At 37.3% G+C, this 19,610-nt stretch carries 18 protein-coding genes; 14 read left to right on the top strand and 4 right to left on the bottom strand.

Annotation, left to right across the window (positions count from 1 at the left end):
• Positions 1-18 precede the first annotated feature (18 nt).
• The 5 genes from AB1278_RS01585 (at position 19) to msrA (ending at position 6,676) form a co-directional block, all read left to right on the top strand.
• Positions 19-1,221 (top strand): PepSY-associated TM helix domain-containing protein, encoded by a 1,203-nt coding sequence (locus AB1278_RS01585; protein WP_429811975.1) that lies wholly within the window; start codon positions 19-21, stop codon positions 1,219-1,221.
• On the top strand, positions 1,221-3,335 hold the full coding sequence (locus tag AB1278_RS01580) for a TonB-dependent receptor (protein WP_429811972.1): 2,115 nt from the start codon (positions 1,221-1,223) through the stop codon (positions 3,333-3,335). Before AB1278_RS01585 ends, AB1278_RS01580 begins: the two co-directional genes overlap by 1 nt.
• Positions 3,336-3,385: 50 nt before the next feature.
• On the top strand, positions 3,386-4,597 hold the full coding sequence (locus AB1278_RS01575; protein WP_202842328.1) for a PepSY-associated TM helix domain-containing protein: 1,212 nt from the start codon (positions 3,386-3,388) through the stop codon (positions 4,595-4,597).
• A 79-nt stretch (positions 4,598-4,676) separates the two neighbouring features.
• Positions 4,677-5,645, top strand: coding sequence for an ROK family protein (locus AB1278_RS01570; RefSeq protein WP_110011275.1), 969 nt, complete (start codon positions 4,677-4,679; stop codon positions 5,643-5,645).
• Positions 5,646-6,121: 476 nt separating this feature from the next.
• Positions 6,122-6,676 carry a peptide-methionine (S)-S-oxide reductase MsrA gene (gene msrA, locus AB1278_RS01565; RefSeq protein WP_216443657.1) on the top strand — a complete coding sequence of 185 codons (555 nt, stop codon included), beginning with the start codon at positions 6,122-6,124 and terminating at the stop codon, positions 6,674-6,676.
• Positions 6,677-6,814: 138 nt separating this feature from the next.
• On the opposite strand, the gene AB1278_RS01560 is transcribed toward msrA, so the two are convergent.
• Positions 6,815-7,651, bottom strand: coding sequence for a hypothetical protein (locus tag AB1278_RS01560; RefSeq protein ID WP_202842318.1), 837 nt, complete (start codon positions 7,649-7,651; stop codon positions 6,815-6,817).
• Between the two features lie 363 nt (positions 7,652-8,014).
• Here AB1278_RS01560 and AB1278_RS01555 point away from each other — a divergent pair, with 363 nt between their 5' ends.
• The 3 genes from AB1278_RS01555 to AB1278_RS01545 are packed head-to-tail and all read left to right on the top strand — an operon-like array spanning position 8,015 to position 10,619.
• Positions 8,015-8,191, top strand: coding sequence for a hypothetical protein (locus AB1278_RS01555; RefSeq protein WP_202842316.1), 177 nt, complete (start codon positions 8,015-8,017; stop codon positions 8,189-8,191).
• Between the two features lie 46 nt (positions 8,192-8,237).
• Positions 8,238-9,941, top strand: a complete 1,704-nt coding sequence (locus AB1278_RS01550; protein WP_429811968.1) for a tetratricopeptide repeat-containing sensor histidine kinase — start codon at positions 8,238-8,240, stop codon at positions 9,939-9,941.
• Between the two features lie 12 nt (positions 9,942-9,953).
• Entirely contained in the window at positions 9,954-10,619 is a 666-nt protein-coding gene (locus AB1278_RS01545; RefSeq protein ID WP_110011280.1) for a response regulator, read from the top strand.
• Positions 10,620-10,752: 133 nt separating this feature from the next.
• On the opposite strand, the gene AB1278_RS01540 is transcribed toward AB1278_RS01545, so the two are convergent.
• From AB1278_RS01540 to AB1278_RS01530, 3 genes are all read right to left on the bottom strand, one after another.
• Positions 10,753-11,202 carry a GNAT family N-acetyltransferase gene (locus AB1278_RS01540; RefSeq protein WP_110011281.1) on the bottom strand — a complete coding sequence of 150 codons (450 nt, stop codon included), beginning with the start codon at positions 11,200-11,202 and terminating at the stop codon, positions 10,753-10,755.
• On the bottom strand, positions 11,195-11,818 hold the full coding sequence (gene yihA, locus AB1278_RS01535; RefSeq protein ID WP_202842310.1) for a ribosome biogenesis GTP-binding protein YihA/YsxC: 624 nt from the start codon (positions 11,816-11,818) through the stop codon (positions 11,195-11,197). The genes AB1278_RS01540 and yihA overlap by 8 nt, the downstream gene beginning before the upstream one ends.
• A 61-nt stretch (positions 11,819-11,879) precedes the next feature.
• Positions 11,880-12,641, bottom strand: a complete 762-nt coding sequence (locus tag AB1278_RS01530) for an alpha/beta fold hydrolase (RefSeq protein WP_047426276.1) — start codon at positions 12,639-12,641, stop codon at positions 11,880-11,882.
• Positions 12,642-12,913: 272 nt separating this feature from the next.
• Between AB1278_RS01530 and mraZ the strand changes: the two genes are divergently transcribed.
• The 6 genes from mraZ to mraY all read left to right on the top strand — a co-directional run bounded on the left by mraZ (position 12,914) and on the right by mraY (position 19,583).
• On the top strand, positions 12,914-13,372 hold the full coding sequence (mraZ, locus tag AB1278_RS01525) for a division/cell wall cluster transcriptional repressor MraZ (RefSeq protein ID WP_110011282.1): 459 nt from the start codon (positions 12,914-12,916) through the stop codon (positions 13,370-13,372).
• 50 nt (positions 13,373-13,422) lie between these two features.
• A complete protein-coding gene (rsmH, locus tag AB1278_RS01520; protein ID WP_202842308.1) occupies positions 13,423-14,316 on the top strand; it encodes a 16S rRNA (cytosine(1402)-N(4))-methyltransferase RsmH in 894 nt (297 codons plus the stop codon).
• A gap of 91 nt (positions 14,317-14,407) precedes the next feature.
• Positions 14,408-14,773 (top strand): FtsL-like putative cell division protein, encoded by a 366-nt coding sequence (locus tag AB1278_RS01515; protein ID WP_002981890.1) that lies wholly within the window; start codon positions 14,408-14,410, stop codon positions 14,771-14,773.
• Complete coding sequence (locus AB1278_RS01510) at positions 14,757-16,748, top strand: penicillin-binding transpeptidase domain-containing protein (RefSeq protein WP_110011284.1); 1,992 nt, start codon at positions 14,757-14,759, stop codon at positions 16,746-16,748. Before AB1278_RS01515 ends, AB1278_RS01510 begins: the two co-directional genes overlap by 17 nt.
• Positions 16,749-16,803: 55 nt before the next feature.
• Positions 16,804-18,264, top strand: a complete 1,461-nt coding sequence (locus AB1278_RS01505; RefSeq protein WP_411414415.1) for a UDP-N-acetylmuramoyl-L-alanyl-D-glutamate--2,6-diaminopimelate ligase — start codon at positions 16,804-16,806, stop codon at positions 18,262-18,264.
• 77 nt (positions 18,265-18,341) lie between these two features.
• Positions 18,342-19,583 carry a phospho-N-acetylmuramoyl-pentapeptide-transferase gene (gene mraY, locus AB1278_RS01500; protein ID WP_114819545.1) on the top strand — a complete coding sequence of 414 codons (1,242 nt, stop codon included), beginning with the start codon at positions 18,342-18,344 and terminating at the stop codon, positions 19,581-19,583.
• Positions 19,584-19,610: the final 27 nt, after the last annotated feature.

Below are 19,610 nucleotides of genomic sequence, written 5' to 3'. Positions count from 1 at the left end.
TGGGGTTAACTTTTTGCTATGAGAAAAAAGCATCATCATAAAAAGAAAGTGTCTCCCCCAAAAAAATGGTCTGCAAAGCTGCATTTGTGGCTGGGTTTATCTGTTGGAATCATTGTATTTATAGTCTCTCTTTCAGGGACTTTATATGTTTTTAAGGATGAAATACAGAATAGCTTACGCAAAGAAGCCATTTACCTGAAAAAGGAGGATATCGGAAAAAAGCCATTGTCTATTCATCTGCTTCGTGAAAAAGTTACGCTGGAACTTAATGAAAAATATCCCGTAAGTGCTGTAGAAATTCCTTTAGACAAAACAAAAGCCTATCAGTTTGAATACTATGACAAAAGCAAAAAGGGATGGAATTATTTTCAGCAGGTACACATCAACAAACTAGTCTATGTGAATCAGTACACCGGGCAAATCCTGGCAGTTTATGATGAAAAGTATGATGTGTTCAATATTCTGAAATATATCCACTGGGGACTTCTGCTTAATTCAGAATTGGGACCGTATACTGTAGGAATCCCAACTGTTATTTTCGTCATTATGCTGATTACAGGGATCATTTTATGGTGGCCTAAAAACAAAAATGCAAGAAAAGGACGTTTTTGGTTCAATTGGGAAAATGTAAAAAACTGGAAGCGTAAAAATTATGATCTTCATAATGTTCTTGGATTCTATGCATCATTTATTGCATTGCTATTAAGTATTACAGGGCTTTATTTTGCTTATCCCTATGTAAAAAACACTTTTACTTTTGCATTATCAGGTTCATGGGAACTTCCAAAGGAAAAAGAAAGAAAATCTCCGGACTCTCTGATAGCAAAGAATGAAGCTGTTTTTGATCTCGCTGCGACACAAACTCAAAAGCTGTACGCAAAATCATCCAGCTTCAGAATTACTTTGAACGGAAAGAATAAAAAAGGAAAAGAACTGAAGAATCTTCCGGTAACGGTTTATGGGATGGATGGAAGATACAGTGAAAGAAACATCCTGACATTCGACAAATACTCCGGAAAACTGCTCGCCAATAAACCTCATCACAATCTCAATACTGCCGAGAAATATTCCAACGCCAATTATGACATCCATACCGGTTCCTACTTCGGAATCATTGGAAAAGTCATCTGGTTTATAGCCGGCCTCACATGTACATCGCTCCCTGTAACCGGATTTCTGGTCTGGTGGGGAAAAAGAAAGAAAAAAGGAAAGAAAATATAATGAAAAAAGTGCTTTTATCAGCTGCCTGCTTAGGAACTGCTACTGTTTTTGCTCAGGTAAAAGATAGTTTACAAACTAAAAATGTAGACGAGGTTGTCATGACTGCTTCCAGAAAAAAGGAAAGCATAAAAGAAGTTCCAAGCTCCGTAACGGTGGTAGGAGAGAAACAGATTCAGTCTCAGCTGACCGTTAACTCAGATATCACAAGCATCCTGCAGTATACCGTTCCCAGTTTAGGAACCAATTCGGGACAGACATCCAATACAGGACAGACCTTAAGAGGACGTCAGGTTCTGGTTTTGATTGATGGAATTCCACAGTCTACCCCACTTCGTAACGGAGCAAGAGATTTAAGAACCATTGACCCTTCAGCGATCGAAAGAATAGAGGTAATCAAAGGAGCTTCTTCCATTTATGGTAACGGAGCAGACGGAGGGATCATCAATTATATTACAAAAAGAAGCAAAACAGATAAAAAAATCTCCGGGATTTCACAGATCGGGCTTACAGGGCAGCCTTATGGAGGTACTTTAGGAGTAAGAGCCAGTCAGCTTTTATCCGGAAAGATCAACAAGTTTGATTATACCCTTTCATTAGCCTACGAAAGAACAGGATATACAAAAGACGGTGATGGTGTTTTGATAAGTCCTACCTATAGCATTGCGAAGATGGACAACTACAACGGACTGTTGAAAATAGGTTATGACATCAACGAAAATCAGAGAATTGAGGCTTCTTACATTGGCTATTCATCAAGATCAGATCTGAATGTAGGATTAAAAACAGGAAAATACGGCATCAAGCCAACGATTGGTGAAGGAATTGGGAAAGGTTTGGAAACAACTCCCCAGGGAACTCCTAAAAACCACAACATAAGATTAAGCTACGACAACAAGAACCTGTTTGCAGGAACGTCTTTGAATATCAACCTTTATTATCAGGATTTTAAAACCGTTTACGGCTACAGTGACACCTTTTTCAATGGCGGACAGTCTAATGTCATTTCAAAAAAGGCAGGAGCAAGATTCAATTTTGATACCCAGCTTTGGAACTCAGCCAATTCTCAGGGAGAAATTATCTACGGAGCCGATATTCTGAATGATGAAACGGTACAAAAACTGGAAGACGGACGTTTCTGGACTCCCAATATGAACATGACCAATATTGCGCCTTTCGTACTGGCAAAAATTGATCTGTTTAAAAAATTTACCATCAAAGGAGGACTTCGCTACGAGAACATCAAAGTAAATGTTGATGACTTCAATACCCTTTCTACCCTTAAAAGTGACGGAACTTTTACGAAAAGTATTCCTGTTGCAGGCGGAAAACTGAGCTACAATGCACTGGTAGGAAATATTGGTATCCGTTATAATATTGAGCCTTATATCAATCTCTTTGGTAGCTTCTCTCAGGCCTACTCTATCAATGAGTTAGGAAGAATTTTAAGAACCTCCACTTCTGAAACGATCAAAAACTTGGAAACAAAACCCATCATCGTTAATAATTACGAATTGGGGGCAACAGGACAGCTTTCCAGCTGGCTGAATTATGAATTAACTTCTTATGTAAGCACATCCAAACTGGGAGCATCATTCGTACAAAGTCCCGACCGAGCATTAATGATTCAGAGATCTCCCGAAGTTGTATACGGGGTAGAAGGATTTTTACACTTTAGCCCTACAAAATGGATTCAGTTTGGCGGAAGCTACAGCTGGATGGAAGGAATTACTTCTGTAAAAGATGACGGTGATTATTCAACAAAGATCAACAACAGCAGAATTTCTGCCCCTAAAGTATTGGCATATGTTCAGGCCAGACCTGTTCCAGCTTTATCCGTTGGTCTTGATATGCTTCACTCTTTCCAGCAAAACAGATTTGAACCTAATGCCAAGACAGGATTGTATGCTTATGGTGAAGGATATGTACCTGAGTATACTGTTTTCAATTTCAAATCCAGTTATGAGGTTAACAACAACTGGAGAGTATCATTAGGTATTGAAAACATTTTCAACAAACTGTACCAGCCTGCCATTTCATGGTGGACAGCAAGAGACAGTGATTTTACCAATGCTCTTGGAGTGAGAGGAACATTCATGGTTGAATACAGATTTTAATTAAACTAAATAAAAAGTAAAGCATATATTTGCTTTACTTTTATTGTTATATGAAGAAAAAACATCATCATAAAAAGAAGCCGGGGTTCATTAAGAAATGGTCTGCCAAACTGCATCTGTGGTTCGGATTGGGAATAGGATTTCTGATCTTTATTATCTCTATTACCGGAGCATTGTACGTTTTTAAGGATGAAGTGGAAAATATCACCCGAAAAGATGTCATCTACCATCACGAGCAAAATATAGAGCAGAAACAGGTCCTTCCCATCAGAGTAATGGAAAAGGCTGTTGCGGAACAGATAAAAGAGAAATACCCTATCCACTGGGTAAATGTTCCTATTGATAAAAAAATGTCCTATATGTTCTTCTGGTATGAACATAATACGGATGCCTGGAACTATTTTGATGAATTTCCCATTTATAAACAGGCTTATGTAAACCCATACACCGGAAAAGTACTGAGAGTCTATGATGAGAAATACGGATTCTTCAATATTGTAAAAATGATCCACTGGAGCTACCTCCTGAAACAGGACTGGGGAACTTATGTAGTGGGAATTCCTGTTATTATTTTTATTATCATGCTGATCTCCGGGATCATTCTATGGTGGCCCAAGAACAAAGCAGCCAGAAAACAGCGTTTTGCCTTCAAATGGAAAAATATTAAAAGCTGGAAGCGAAAAAACTACGACCTTCATAATGTACTGGGATTTTACGCATCGATCTTTGCTCTGGTCTTTTCCATCACTGGACTTTTCTATGCATTCTTTGTGGTGCAGGCGATGATCTATGTGATATTTTCCGGTGGAGAAACAAAATATCCCGACTTCTCACATATTAAAACAAAGGCACCTATCGAATTGAGAACAGAAGGAACACTGGATAAAATCATCAATACAGTACAGACAAAATATCCTGAATCTTATGGTTTCGCCATTGATTTAGGACATCCGCATATGGATGACCACGAGCACCCCAACTTTGAAGTATACGTAAAGCATCTTTCTTATTCGTACCATAAAAGCAGCAGCTTAATCTTTGATGAAAACTCAGGGGAATTGCTGCACACTCATGACCCGAAAGACAAAAACTTCGGAGAAAAGGTTGTGAACGCCAATTATGATATTCACGTAGGTGCTATTCTGGGACTTCCTACCAAGATCATTGCATTTATTGTAAGTATCATTTGTGCCTCGCTTCCGGTTACCGGATTTATGATCTGGTGGGGCAGAAAAAAGAAAAAAACAGTAAAAACGGTTTAACATATTAAATAAAACCCTATTAATAATCCATTAATACAATCTTTTTTATAATTTTAGCGCCTAGAATTTAATAATAGAAATGTCATTAATAGATTTATCAAAACAAGTTGCCCTTGGAGTTGACATCGGCGGAACCAATACTAAATTCGGAATCGTAAACCACCGTGGTGAAGTTCTGGATAAAGGAAACCTGAGAACCGATGCTTATGACAAAGTTGAGGATTTCATTGATGCTTTATATGAACATGTTTATCCAATGATGGAAAAGTATGGAACTGAAGCACACTTTGACGGAATTGGAGTAGGCGCACCTAATGCAAACTACTACAAAGGAACGATAGAACTGGCTCCTAACCTTCCCTGGAAAGGCGTTATTCCTTTCGCTGAACTGATGACGGCAAAATTCAGTCTGCCTTGTACAGTAACCAATGATGCCAATGCGGCAGCTCTTGGAGAAATGCTTTTCGGAGCAGCAAGAGGAATGAAGGATTTCATCATGATTACACTGGGAACAGGGGTAGGCAGCGGAATCATTGCCAATGGAAGTTTAATCTATGGACATGACGGGTTTGCCGGAGAATTGGGTCATACGATTGTAAAACCTGGTGGTAGAAAGCACTGGAGCACGGGATCAGAAGGAAGTCTGGAAGCCTATGCTTCTGCTACGGGAATTACCATTACAGCCAAAAAAATGAGGGCAGAATTCCCGGAATCCATGTTGAACCAATATCCTGAAGATGCGATCAATTCTAAAACAGTATACGAATGTGCTATCAAGGAAGATCCTATTGCGATTGAGGTTTTCAGATATACAGGTCAGAAACTGGGTGAAGCCCTGGCTAATTTTGTTATGTTCTCTTCACCGGAAGCTATTCTTCTGTTTGGAGGAGTAATCAAAGCGGGAGATTTTATCTTAAAGCCTGCTAAACTGCATATGGAAAGAAACCTTCTTCCTATTTTCAGAAATAAGGTAAAACTGGTATTCAGTGAGCTTGACGAAGCAGATGCTGCCATTCTTGGGGCAAGTGCTTTGGTTTGGGAAAAATAACTGAACGCTATTGTAAATAATTCAGAGCATCCTTTTAGGGTGCTTTTTTTGTTTTTCCCAAAGATCGCACAGATTTTCACAGATGACTATTCTGTATTTTCTTGTGGTGATTTGTGAAAACATTGGTCTTATTTGTGTTTAAGATTAAATTAGCGCAATTAATATGCTTCGACAAAGCTCAGCATGACATCGCTAATACCAGCTGCTTTAAAATGTTCCGGATATCTGCCATTCACATCTTGTAGTGAAAGTATTTCCCACAGATCGCTCGGATTTTTACAGATGATTATCCTGTATTTTCTTGTGGCTATTTGTGAAAACATTGGTCTTATTTGTGTTTTGAAACCATTTGTCACATCTATCATCGTAATTTACGTTTCAGACGTAAAATCGTATTTAAATGAAAAAGTTTTTCCTATTTTTGATCTGCTTTTCCGGATAAAGGAAGAGATCATAAAACAATATAATTACCTACAATGGACAATAATAATTTAGAACAGATTACTTTCGGAGGCGGATGTTTCTGGTGCGTGGAGAGCTGTTTCAATATGCTGAAAGGGGTACAATCTGCTATTTCAGGATATTCAGGTGGACATAAAGACAATCCGACTTATCAGGAAGTCTGTACAGGAGAAACCGGACATGCGGAAGTGGTACAGATCACTTATGATCCTGCCATTATTTCTTATGAACAGCTGATGGATGTGTTTTTCTTCCTTCATGATCCTACTCAATTGAACAGACAGGGAAATGATATCGGAACCCAGTACCGTTCTGTTATTTACTATAAAGATGATGCAGAAAAAGCAAAAGCTGAAGAAGCCATCAAGGTATCTCAGGAATCGGGAAGATGGGCTGGTACCTATGTAACGGAATTAACGAAATTCGACAAATTCTGGCCGGCAGAACAATATCATCAGGGATATTATAATGAAAATCCTACACAGCCGTATTGCAGCGCTGTAGTGGGACCAAAAATCCAGAAGTTCAAAAAGCATTTCGGAGAACTGGGAATGCTGAACGCAGAATAAAACAAAATGTAATTCGGACATTTACAATCAATATAAAAATAACAGAAGCGAAGAGGAACCTCTTCGCTTCTTGTTTGATGCAAACATGCGTATACCGGGAAACATTCCTGTTGAATTTTAAATATTGGTGAAGGAATTCTATTCTGCCTGTATCATTTCATTTTTACCCGAATATTTTCTGATGATGTATTCTGTGGCCGGTTTTAATTCTTTTTTGTTTTCCGGATCAACTCCATCCATAGTAAAAAACTCAACTTTTCCTCTGACTTTTGAATACCACATTTTTCCCAAAGCATTTTCTACTGTAAGTGTATCTTTTCTTGTAACCCGTTTAAAGTACTTAATCTGAATATCATCCTTAGGAACAATATTCAATACAAGATTTTCTTCATTGCAATCGGCAAGCTTATATTCATTTTGATCCCAGTACATACAATTCTTTTCAATTGCGGGAAGAGTCAAAAAACCGAATGGTTCATATACATTTCTGTTTCCTGATGAGCAGTAATAATTTCCGATCAAAAATCCTCCAAGCATTAATATCCCTAAGAGACCAAAACTATTTTGTCTGGCAAATTCCGGCATTTTAAAGTGTTGCTCATTAATGATATTAATATTGATTTTAGACAGCCTCTCTGATATAACCTCCTCATCCTGATCCACACTTATTTTTACCGTGGTCAGATTCTTTTTTTCATCATTTCTGATAAAAGTCCTTGAAAAATCAGTGAAGTCTTTATAGCCTATATACTGGCTCATCTTGTTGAGCCTCTCTGCCTCAATATTCCTGCAGCTGTTCCCTTCTACAAAGTCTTCATAATATCGGATGAATGTTTTCTCTGAAATATCATAGAATTTCAGATTATCAATAAAACAAAGATGCAGATAAGAAGCCAATCCACTTTTTGTGGTTTTCTCCGACTCTTTTCTTGCCTGCTCAAATACTTCATTAATCAGTAGTTTTTTCTTGGACATAAACAGTGTTTTCGGGCATTACAAAGTAGATGATTTTCAGTCATACCTCATTACGGATTTCCGTAATAACTCCACACTTCACTACTGTCTATTGATGTCTATGTTTTGTCTAACATCTCTATTCTTTTTTGCCGCAAATTTGCCTTAGAAATCAACAAAACATGACCAAAAACTGATTTCAAAAAAACCAGAGAAAACAGAGATTAAACTCCGGATCGGGAAGCAGATGTTTCGCCTCCGTTTTTAAAGGTTCACTTCCCTAAAAAATTAAGAAGCGCTTCGAAATTTTAACAGTGTACAGCTCATGATCAATGCATCGTGAGAGGAAGAAATACGATTTCAATTTCGAAAATTTTAAAGGAAATGATCCAAATTATAATGATGCTATTAGGCTTAGCATTTTCAGATAATAATGCCAATACAACAGCAACTGATAACAATAACTACGAATCCTCTACAATGAGTTTTACAACCGAAACAGGAATGGCTCCAGAAGACACCAGTGGAGAAACAGGGCAGATTTTGCCTCCAAAAAAATAATTAAACAAAAGGGCAATGAAAATTGTCCTTTTTTTAATATCTTTAGTTGTTATCAATTACTATCATGTATCCCGGTTTTAAATTTGTAGGAATTTTTCTTTTATTCATTAGCTGCAATTTTTCTGAAAACAGAAATCCTCCGGTAAAAGCCCCTTCCACTGAAGCGGACAAAATGTATAATGAAGCGGCAGCTTTATATAATAATGATAATGAAAAGGCATTTACCCTTCTATCTAAAGCAGAGAGCATTTATAAGCTAAAAAATGATTCAGCTGATATTGCATCGTGTTTAATTATCAAGGCTATTATCCTCAATGATATCGGAGATTACCTTAGCAGTAATGAAAGAGCTATCGATGCATTGTCCTTTTTAAAACTGCCCAGAGACTCTGCCTATCTTCCTTCCATTTATAATAACCTTGCAATATCTGAAAAAAATCTCAAGCATTATTCTGAGGCTCTCAACTGGTATCATAAAGCTTTACAGCTGAGTTCGGATAATTCTCAGAAAATCACTATTAAAAATAACATTGCAGACACCTACGGAAAACTGAAAAATTATCCGAAGGCAATTCATATCTATCAATCTCTTCTTAAGGAAAAAAACCTGCAAAAAAATGAGATTGATTATGCCCGGATTTTAGATAATTACAGTTATATAAGCTGGCTTGAAAACAAAAACTACAATGCAGAACCCAATCTGTTAAAAGCTTTTGCTCTCAGACAAAAAATCAACGATAAAGCGGGTATGATATCCAGTCATTCTCATCTTGCTGAGTATTACTTACACTCGGATAAATCAAAAGCCTTGTATCATAACCATCAAAAATATCTTTTAGCAAAAGTAATCAAAAACCCAGGTGACAGGATAGAAGCCATCGAATTTCTGGTAAAAAGTGATACAAAAAGCAACTTACAAGACTATTTTGCAGAATATCAGTATCTGAATGACAGCATCCAGCTATCTAAAGATAAAGCAAAAAACAGATTTGCATTAATAGAATTTGATGTAGAAAAGAAGAACGCAGAAAACCAAAAGTTAAAAATTATTACTGTTCAAAAACAAAACAGGATTCTGAAGCAGAATGTAGTTTTAGGAATTCTGTCTTTAACTCTGATTGGCGGCTGGATTGTTTACAAGAGAAGAAAAAAAGGGCTGCAGCGGGAAAATGAATTAAGAATAAAAGAAAATCAACTTCATCTTTCCAAAAAAGTACATGATGTGGTGGCCAATGGGATTTACCAGGTGATGACGAAGATCGAAAATCAGGAAGATTTTGACAAAGAAAGAGTACTTGATGAGCTGGAATTTGTCTACGAAAAGTCCAGGGATATTTCTTATGAGAAGACCGCTTCTGAAAATAAGCCGGAATTCAGTAAAAGAATATCTACCCTTATTGCATCGTTTAATAATGAAAATGTAAAAACTTATCTTGCCGGAAACGACGAAACTATATGGAAGACCTTGAATGATTTTACCCGGGAAGAAATCTATCAGGTGATGCGGGAACTTCTTATCAACATGAAAAAACACAGTCATGCCACCCTTGTTGCCTTTAAATTTGAAAGAAAAAATAACATCATACAAATTCAGTATACAGACAATGGCATCGGTATTCCGGGAGGAATTATCTACAAAAATGGTTTAACAAATACGGATTCCCGTATTGAAACTATTCATGGAGAAATTATTTTTGACACTGAAACCGAAAAGGGATTGAAAATTTATATTTCATTTCCTGCTTCTTAAAAAAGAAAAAGAATGTTCAAAAAAATTTTAATAGCTGAAGATCACGAAAGCAGCAGTATTTCTGTACAGAAAACATTAGAAGACCTTCATATTTCCAACACAGATTATGTTTATTATTGTGATGATGCATTAGCTAAAATTCAAAAATCTATTCGTGAAGATGATCTTTATGATTTGTTAATTACAGACCTTTCTTTTGAAGAAGACCATAATATACAGAATCTTAAAGATGGAAAAGAACTGATAAAAACCGTTAGAGAGCTTCATCCTTCACTGAAAGTTATTGTATTTTCAGCCGAGCACAGATCCGGGATTATAGATAGCCTCTTTAATGAATACAAAATCAATGGTTTTGTGCGTAAGGCCAGAAATGATTCAAAAGAACTGAAAAAAGCCATCGCTTCTACCTATGTGAATGAAAATTATCTTTCCCTGGATCTTAAACAGGAAGTAAAGAAGCTCAACAATTATGAGTTTTCCAACTATGACATCACTTTGGTGTCTCTCTTATCGCAGGGAGTTTTACAGAAAAATATACCAGTTTATCTTCAGAATAACGATATTAAGCCCAACAGCTTAAGCAGCGTAGAGAAAAAACTCAACAGTATGAAAGAAGATCTTCAGATAACAAGTAATGAACAGCTTGTTGCTTTTTGTAAAGATCTGGGAATAATTTAAGTCAATTACGGTTTTCCGTAAGGTTCTTTTTCACAATATACTTACTTTTGATGTAAGAAATGATGAAAAAAACTAATAACACCCAATATAATTTTATACAGTTCGAAAAAGGTATCTCGTCTGAGATACCTTTTTACTTTCTTATCATTTCCGTATGCGGAATATCATCTTCCAGATATTTTTTCCCTGTATCTACAAATCCGAACCCACTGTAAAATCTTAAAAGATAATCCTGTGCGGATATTTTGATTTCAGAAGTGTGAAAACGGTTTTCTATAGTTTCTACGGCATATTGTATCAACTGTTTACCCAGGCTTTTTCCTCTCGCCAGCTCTGTGGTCAGAACCCTTCCTATAGAAGTTTCATCATACTTTATTCCTTTATCAAAAATCCGGCAGTAGGCCAGTACCTGTCCCTCTTCTTCAGCCCAGATATGAACGGCTTTCTGGTCATAATTATCCAGATCAGGATAAGGACAATTTTGCTCGATAACGAAAACATCAATACGGGCTTTCAGTACTGCATATAGTTCCGGAACAGTAAACTCATCAAATGTTTTGATTTTCCAGATCATATTACTCATCGAAACTTATATTATTATTAGTTAAAAACTCATTGGTCTTTTGGATAAAGTCAAGAATTTTATCTCCTCCTTCTTTCTTTTCTGCTGAGGTGATATACAATTCGGGAAGATCTTCCCATGTTTTATGAAGTTCAGCTTTATAGTCTTCAACATTTTTGATAACGGCATTCGGTTTCAGTTTATCTGCCTTTGTGAAGACAATGGAAAACGGTATTCCACTTTCACCACACCACTGGATAAATTCCAGATCGATTTTCTGCGGAGTATGCCTTACATCTACCAATACAAAAAGGTTGACCAGATTTCTTCTGTTCAGAATATAATTGGTGATCAGCTTTTCAAAATCCTTTCGCTGGACTTTTGAAACCTTTGCATAACCATATCCAGGTAAATCGGTAAGATACCAGTTCTCGTTCACTAAAAAATGATTGATCAGCTGGGTCTTCCCGGGAGTCTGCGATGTCTTGGCCAGATCTTTATGATTCATCATGGCATTGATCAGTGATGACTTTCCTACGTTCGACCTTCCGATAAAAGCATATTCGGGAATATTGGGTTCAGGGCATTCCTGCCATTTTCCACTGCTCTTTACAAACTCTGCTGTTTTGATAATCATTTTTGAATGTATTTTAGAAAAATAAACCATTAAGAAAAGCTCTTAATGGTCATTATATGTTTTAAACTTTATCTTTTATCCAGTTGTACAGGATTTCATTGAATTCATCCGGTTTTTCCATCATGGCAGCATGGCCGCATTTGTCAATCCAGAATAAATCGGAATTCGGAATAAACTTGTGCATATCTTCTGCCACTTCCGGTGGAGTAACATTATCCTGTTTACCCCAGATCAGGCAGGTAGGTGTCACAATCTTCGGAAGATCATTCAGCATGTTGTGTTTGATGGCACTTCTTGCCAGCATTACCGTCTTTATTCCCTTCATTCTGTCATTAACGACTGCAAAAACTTCATCTACAAGATCTTCTGTGGCCACCTTTGGATCATAGAAAACTTCTTCCGTTTTCTTTCTGATATATGAACGGTCATTTTTTCTTGGAAAGCTGTCTCCGAAAGTTCTTTCATAAAGACCGGAGCTTCCAGTAAGAACAAGATTCTTAACCAGATCAGGTCTCGCCAAAGTTAATATAAGTCCTACATGTCCTCCCATTGAGTTTCCTACAATAGTTACGGGACCGGAAATATGACTTTCTATAAACTTGATAATATATTTTGCAATCGTGGTAAGATTCGTATTGAGTACCGGCAGATCATAGATCGGCAACTGAGGAACATATACTTTAAAGCCTCTATCCGAAAAAAAATCTACCATTTTATCGAAATTACTCAAACCACCCATTAACCCGTGCAACAGCACTAATGGATGTCCTTCTCCCGCTTCTACATAGGAATATTTCTTTTCTTTTTTTGTACTAAATATCATAAAACGCCTTAATAAAGCCCTGCAAAAATACAAATTAAACCTCAAAAAAATTTTGATTATCCTAATTTAAGATAAAAATAATATAATATTCTCCTTTTTAACTTTTTTTTTCAGAACCTCTTTATTATGGCTTAAATAACACTTTCAACAAGTCTCTTCATATCAGTATTTTACATTATTGAAATTCAATCTTTAATAAAACTTATTAACATTGAGTCAAAAAGTGGGAAAAAGTGGGAAATTTTGGAAATTATTATATAAATTTGTCCCAAATGAAAAATTTCATTGGGACATATGAGTGTAAAATTGACGACAAAGGCCGCTTAAAAGTTCCTTCATCTTTAATCAAACAGATGGAAAACTTCGACGATAAGGCGTTTGTAGTCAAAAGATCTGTGTTCCAACCTTGTCTGGAAGTTTATCCTATGAATGCATGGGACAAACTGATGGGTAAAATTAATAAACTGAACAGATTCATAAAAAAGAATGCTGATTTCATACGAATGTTTACGGCAGGAGTAAAAACAGTAGAGTTGGATAATGCAGGACGATTACAGATCTCGAAAGACCTTACGGTTTTCGCAAATCTTCAGAAGGATATTGTGATCACCAGCGCAGGAGAACTCTTTGAGATTTGGGATAAAGAAGCCTATGAAAAGGTAATTGCCACCAACGAAGCTGATTTTGCAAGCCTTGCCGAAGATGTGATGGGCTCTTTCGATGAAGAATAATAGCAGTAGGTTATTAATTGATTAGTAGTAAATAAAAAACACAATTAAGCATGTATCATAACCCCGTTTTGTTGAAGCAGAGTGTTGATGATTTGGTGACGAATCCTGACGGAATATATGTGGACTGCACCTTTGGAGGCGGAGGCCACTCAAGAGAAATCCTGAGCAGACTTTCCGACAAAGGAAGATTGTTCAGTTTTGATCAGGATCTGGATGCACTTAAAAATACAATTGATGACCCAAGGTTTACATTAGTGAATCAGAATTTCAGATTCCTGGAAAACTCCTTGCTGATGTATGGCATTTCACAGGTAGATGGTGTTTTGGCAGACTTAGGTGTGTCTTCCCATCAGTTTGATGAAGCAGACAGAGGATTCTCAACAAGAAGCAATGCTCCTTTGGATATGAGAATGAATGTGATGCAGAATCTTGATGCCAAAAGAGTGATTAATGAATATGAGGAAGAAGAACTTGCAGACATTTTTTACCACTATGGAGAATTGAGAGAAGCAAGAAAGCTGGCGAGAGAAATTGTTCATCACAGAAAAACAAAAAGTATAGAAACCACGGAAGATCTGAAAAAATTGTTCAGCTACATTCCGCCTCACAAAGTGAATAAGTTCTATGCCCAGCTCTTCCAGGCAGTAAGAATTGAAGTCAACCAGGAGCTTGAAGTATTGAAAGAAATGTTGGTTCAGGCTTTTAATGTGTTGAAACCGGAAGGAAGATTAGTCGTTATTTCTTACCACTCTCTGGAAGACCGTTTGGTAAAAAGATTCCTGAAAAACGGAATGTTTGAAGGAGAACCGGAAAGAGATATCTACGGAAATTATAAAAAGGCATTTGAACTGATCAAGAGTAAAGCGATCATTCCTGATGAAAAGGAGATTGAAGAAAACTCAAGAGCAAGAAGTGCCAAGATGAGAACGGGAATTAAAGTATAAATGTGAATGAGTGAATCGTGAATCATTTAGCAAAATAAAACTGACTATTGACGCGAAGTAAATTCACTGCGAATCAAATTGACATAATAAATTGGCAAAAAGAACAACAAATCGCCCTCAGAAAAGACTCACTTTTATAGACATTATAAAAGGAAATTTTCTGAATCGTGATGAGATCAAAATACATTACAAGTATTTTCTTCTCTTGTTCGTTCTGATGATGGCCATGATTTATACTAACCATCTCGTCAATAAAAAAATAAAAATTGTAAACGCCTTAAAGGAAGAAACAGAAGAATACAAATCACGGAACGCTTACGCTCAAAGTAAGCTGATCAAAGTAAAAATGGAATCAGAACTGGGGAAAGAGGTTGCACGGGATTCATTGATGACCCTGGAAAACCACCCTCACAAATTGCTAATAAAACTGGATAGTACAGATGCAAAAGCAAAATGAATACGACAATAAACGTAAGAAAACGTTACGATGGGGCTACCTCTTTGCAGTGGTAGCTTTGTGCGTGTTTGTAATGTTCTTGGCAAGGATTGTGATCCTTCAGAATACCAATGTCCAGGAAATAAAAGATGATTACATTAATAAAAACTATCGTGAGGCCACTTTAAAAGCGGCCCGCGGAAACCTTTTTGCCTCTGACGGCTCTATCCTTGCAACCACTGTAATGCGATACGACATCTATCTTGACTTCAAAACAATGAAAGATACGGTGTACACCAACAACATCGGAGCGCTTACTGATTCTCTGAGCAAAATGTTCGGAAAACCAAGAAGTGAATTCAGAAAGAAGTTTGACGAGCAGAAAAAAAAGAAAAACCAGTACTACACTTTGGTGAAAGGACTTGATTTTGATCAATATGACAGAATCCGAAAGTTCCCGATCTTCAAAAAAGGTAAAAATAAAGGGGGATTTATCGTTGACAGAAACTATAAAAGAGAGTTAGCAACATCAGAAATCGGAGCCGGAACCATCGGTATGGACAACGGTGAACTTAAATCCGGACTGGAAGGTGCTTTCTCAAAATATTTAACCGGGACAGACGGCAAAAGACTCGAACAAAGAATCAATTCTTCCCAGTGGAAACCTATCGACTTCTGGAAGGTTCAGGAGCCGGTAGACGGTGAGGATGTTTATACGACTTTAGATCTTAGAATTCAGGACATTGCACACTCTGCTCTTGAGAAACAGCTGATTAATTTCGAAGCCAAACATGGCACCGTAATTGTCATGGAAGTTGAAACCGGAAAAGTACGTGCTCTTGTTAATTTAAGAAGAACAGAATCAGGAGATTATGAAGACTCTTACAACTATGCCCTGAAAGATAATATCGAACCTGGATCTACTTTTAAAACCATTTCTCTTTTAGCAGCAATGGATGACGGATTCATTGATGAAAATACAACAGTAAATGTAGGAAACGGAGTTTGGGTATATGCAAAACAAAGAATCTCTGACGGCCACGGTGGAGGAACATACGATATCAGTGATGTGTTGGCGAAGTCCAGTAATGTGGGTACAGCTAAGCTGATCACAAAGTATTATGCTGAAAAGCCACAGATTTTCCTTGATCACCTGAAACGTTGGAAATTATTCGATAAAATGGATATCGAGCTTCCGGGAATCACAAAACCGAAGATCGTAACACCGCAAAATAAAAGATGGAATGCCGCAACACTGGCTTCTATTTCTTACGGATATTCTTCCAACATCAATCTGCTGCAGCTGACAACCTTCTACAACGGAGTTGCCAACGGAGGAAAAATGCTTAAGCCCTTATTCATTGATAAAATCATGAAAGACGGAAAAGTGATGTACAGCGCAAAACCTGAAGTAATGGTAAACAAAATGGCTTCGGAGAAAGCTATTAAAATGATGACCAGTGCATTAACCAAAGCAGTAGAAAAAGGAACCGGACGAAGCATCTTTACTCCCAACCTGAAAATGGCAGGAAAAACAGGTACCGCAAGATTTGAATACTGGCTGCCTGGCCCAATGAAGTACCGTGCATCATTTGCGGGATTTTATCCGGCTGATGCTCCAAAATATACATGCTATGTCATGATCAGTGAACCCAATACCGCAAAAGGATTTTATGGAGGTTCCGTTTCAGCGCCGGTGTTTAAGGAAATTGCAGGAAAAACATTCCTGAAAACGCCTCAGAATATTGAAAAAGAAATGCTTGTAGACAAAAAGGTAAACCTTAGCAAAATGGTGGAGCCTAATGTCAAAGTAGCGGTCAATGATAAACAAATGCCTAATGTGGTAGGATTAATCGGGAAAAATGTAATCCCACAGTTGGAAAACTTAGGCTACCGTGTCGATTATAAAGGAGTCGGAAGAATCAAAGAACAATTCCCTCTGGAAGGCACCACGATAAGTAAAAACCAGAGAATTTATTTATCTCTGCAAAATTAAAACAAGGTTCGGAAGATCCATTAAACCGGAATAGGGCAAAGCCTTATTGATAAAGATGATTATAACAGAATTAGTAAACAGAATCCCAGTACTGGAAATCCACGGCGATAGCAACCGTGAGGTAACTGAGTTGGTGATCGACAGCAGAAAGGTTACAAAAAACTCTCTTTATATTGCCATGAGAGGAACAGTGGTGGATGGACATTCATTCATTGCCTCTGCTATTGAAAAGGGAGCTACCGCAATTGTTTGCGAAGAATTCCCTGAAACATTGGTGGAAAATGTAACCTATGTTCAGGTAAAAGATTCTTCTAAAGCCCTTGGTCATCTTGCTTCAAACTTCTATGGAAATCCTTCTCAGAAATTAAAACTGATAGGAGTTACAGGAACTAACGGAAAAACATCCGTTTCGACCCTTCTTTTTGATGTTTTTAAAAACCTTGGATATCCGGCCGCTTTACTTTCTACTGTTGAAATCAGAATTGGTGAAGAGGTTATTCCGGCTACCCACACCACTCCTGATGTGATTACCATCAACAGGATTTTAGCGGAAGCTGTTGAAAAAGGATGTGAATTTGCTTTCATGGAAGTAAGCTCACATGGAATTGCCCAAAACAGAATTGAAGGATTACACTTCAAAATAGCGGGCTTCACCAACCTTACTCATGATCATTTAGATTATCATAAAACGTTCGAAGAATATTTAAAAACAAAGAAAAGATTCTTTGATCAATTAGAAGATACCGCTATTGCCATCACCAATGTGGATGACAAAAACGGGAATGTCATGCTTCAGAACACCAAGGCTAAAAAGAAGTCTTACGCTTTGAAAACCATGGCAGACTATCACGGGAAATTATTGGAAGTGGATTTCAACGGAATGTTGTTGAACTTCAACGGAAAAGAGTTCTGGACGACATTAACCGGGAAATTCAATGTATATAATTTACTGCTTGTCTTTGGAATTGCTGCTGAACTAGGTTTTGAGCAGGATGAAATTCTTCAGGCTATCAGCAAATTAAAAAGAGTTTCCGGAAGATTTGAAACCTTCAAATCCGATGGTGGAATTTTCTTTATCGTAGATTATGCACACACTCCGGATGCTTTGGAAAACATTCTGGACAGCATCAACGATATCAGAACCAAAAACGAAAGATTAATCACCGTATTCGGCTGCGGAGGAGACAGAGATCACTCCAAAAGACCTGAAATGGGAAATATTGCCACTAAAAAATCAACCCTGGCAATCATCACTTCAGATAATCCGAGAACAGAAGATCCTGCACAGATCATCAAAGAAATTGAAGCAGGCGTTGAACCACAGAACTTCAGTAAATACACTTCAATTCCGGACAGAAAAGAAGCCATAAAAATGGCCATCAAGTTTGCAGAACCTAAAGATATCGTTTTAGTTGCCGGAAAAGGCCACGAAAACTATCAGGAGATCAATGGTGTGAAACATCATTTTGACGACAAAGAAGTAATTAATGAGCTTTGGAAATTAATGAGCAAATAAATTACAAATGATAACTGAAAGAATAATTGTTCAATCATTCATCAATTATCAATGATCATTTATTAACAATTGAAACTATGCTATACTATCTATACGAATATCTAACCAACCATGGAATTCACGTTCCGGGATTAGGAATGTTAAAATACATTTCCTTCCGTGCCGGAATGGCTGTACTGTTCTCATTGATTATTGCTCTTGTCTACGGGAAAAGAGTAATCAATTACCTGAGAACTAAACAAATGGGAGAATTGGTGCGTGATCTGGGATTGGATGGGCAGAAACAAAAAGAAGGAACTCCTACCATGGGAGGGCTTATTATTATTTTGGCAACCATCATTCCGGTATTGCTGTTTACAAGAATTACCAATGTGTACATTGTGCTGTTGTTGGTTTCTATGTTCTGGATGGGTGCTATTGGTTTCCTTGATGATTACTTAAAGAAAATTAAAAAAAATAAAGACGGTTTAAGTGGTAAATTCAAAATTGTTGGTCAGGTCGGATTAGGGCTAATTGTCGGAATTACAATGTATTTCCACCCGGATATTACCGTTAAAAGAAAATATGCAGATGCTAAAGTGGTAAACAGGAACAATGTAGAGCAAAACTTTATGCCTACAGAAAAAATTACCGTTTCCACTGTTCCTTTTGCCAAAAATAATGAATTCGATTATAGTGGAATTTTATTCTGGATGAATGATAAAGATGCCCATGAGTGGGCATGGATTGTCTTTATTCCGATCGTGATCTTCATTGTAACAGCCGTTTCAAACGGAGCGAATATCACCGATGGAATTGATGGTCTGGCAGCAGGAACAAGTGCCATTATACTCCTCACGCTGGCTCTTTTCGCCTATCTTTCAGGGAACATCATCTTTGCAGATTATCTGAATATCATGTTCCTTCCGAATATGGGAGAAACCACCATTTTTGCAGTGGCAATGGTAGGTGCCGTAATTGGATTCTTCTGGTACAATACCTATCCTGCACAGGTTTTCATGGGAGATACCGGAAGTTTGATGCTGGGAGGAGTAATTGCCGTTTTGGCCATCATTTTAAGAAAAGAATTGCTGATTCCTGTATTATGCGGAATCTTCTTAATTGAAAACCTGTCTGTAATGCTTCAGGTAGTTGTTTTCAAATACAGAAAAAGAAAATATGGGCTGGAATATGCTCAAAACAACAGACTCTTCAAAATGTCACCATTACACCATCACTATCAAAAGGAAGGATTCCACGAGAGTAAAATCGTGAACCGAATGATTATCATCGGAGTAATATTGGCCATTGTATGTCTGATCACATTAAAAATGAGATAAAAAATAAAAGCTGTAAGCAATAAGCCT

The sequence above is a fragment of the Chryseobacterium sp. NRRL B-14798 genome (assembly GCF_050470705.1).
GTDB classification, from domain to species: Bacteria; Bacteroidota; Bacteroidia; order Flavobacteriales; family Weeksellaceae; genus Chryseobacterium; species Chryseobacterium cupriresistens.
The sequence above is the reverse complement of the archived record's forward strand: the minus strand, read 5'-3'. Positions and strand labels throughout refer to the sequence as shown.

Bases quoted from the DNA above. Each gene is read 5' to 3' on its own strand.
- AB1278_RS01585 (WP_429811975.1), top strand. From the start codon at position 19: ATGAGAAAAAAGCATCATCATAAAAAGAAAGTGTCTCCCCCAAAAAAA.
- AB1278_RS01580 (WP_429811972.1), top strand. From the start codon at position 1,221: ATGAAAAAAGTGCTTTTATCAGCTGCCTGCTTAGGAACTGCTACTGTT.
- AB1278_RS01575 (WP_202842328.1), top strand. From the start codon at position 3,386: ATGAAGAAAAAACATCATCATAAAAAGAAGCCGGGGTTCATTAAGAAA.
- AB1278_RS01570 (WP_110011275.1), top strand. From the start codon at position 4,677: ATGTCATTAATAGATTTATCAAAACAAGTTGCCCTTGGAGTTGACATC.
- msrA (WP_216443657.1), top strand. From the start codon at position 6,122: ATGGACAATAATAATTTAGAACAGATTACTTTCGGAGGCGGATGTTTC.
- AB1278_RS01560 (WP_202842318.1), bottom strand. From the start codon at position 7,651: ATGTCCAAGAAAAAACTACTGATTAATGAAGTATTTGAGCAGGCAAGA.
- AB1278_RS01555 (WP_202842316.1), top strand. From the start codon at position 8,015: ATGATCCAAATTATAATGATGCTATTAGGCTTAGCATTTTCAGATAAT.
- AB1278_RS01545 (WP_110011280.1), top strand. From the start codon at position 9,954: ATGTTCAAAAAAATTTTAATAGCTGAAGATCACGAAAGCAGCAGTATT.
- AB1278_RS01540 (WP_110011281.1), bottom strand. From the start codon at position 11,202: ATGAGTAATATGATCTGGAAAATCAAAACATTTGATGAGTTTACTGTT.
- yihA (WP_202842310.1), bottom strand. From the start codon at position 11,818: ATGATTATCAAAACAGCAGAGTTTGTAAAGAGCAGTGGAAAATGGCAG.
- AB1278_RS01530 (WP_047426276.1), bottom strand. From the start codon at position 12,641: ATGATATTTAGTACAAAAAAAGAAAAGAAATATTCCTATGTAGAAGCG.
- mraZ (WP_110011282.1), top strand. From the start codon at position 12,914: ATGAAAAATTTCATTGGGACATATGAGTGTAAAATTGACGACAAAGGC.
- rsmH (WP_202842308.1), top strand. From the start codon at position 13,423: ATGTATCATAACCCCGTTTTGTTGAAGCAGAGTGTTGATGATTTGGTG.
- AB1278_RS01510 (WP_110011284.1), top strand. From the start codon at position 14,757: ATGCAAAAGCAAAATGAATACGACAATAAACGTAAGAAAACGTTACGA.
- AB1278_RS01505 (WP_411414415.1), top strand. From the start codon at position 16,804: ATGATTATAACAGAATTAGTAAACAGAATCCCAGTACTGGAAATCCAC.
- mraY (WP_114819545.1), top strand. From the start codon at position 18,342: ATGCTATACTATCTATACGAATATCTAACCAACCATGGAATTCACGTT.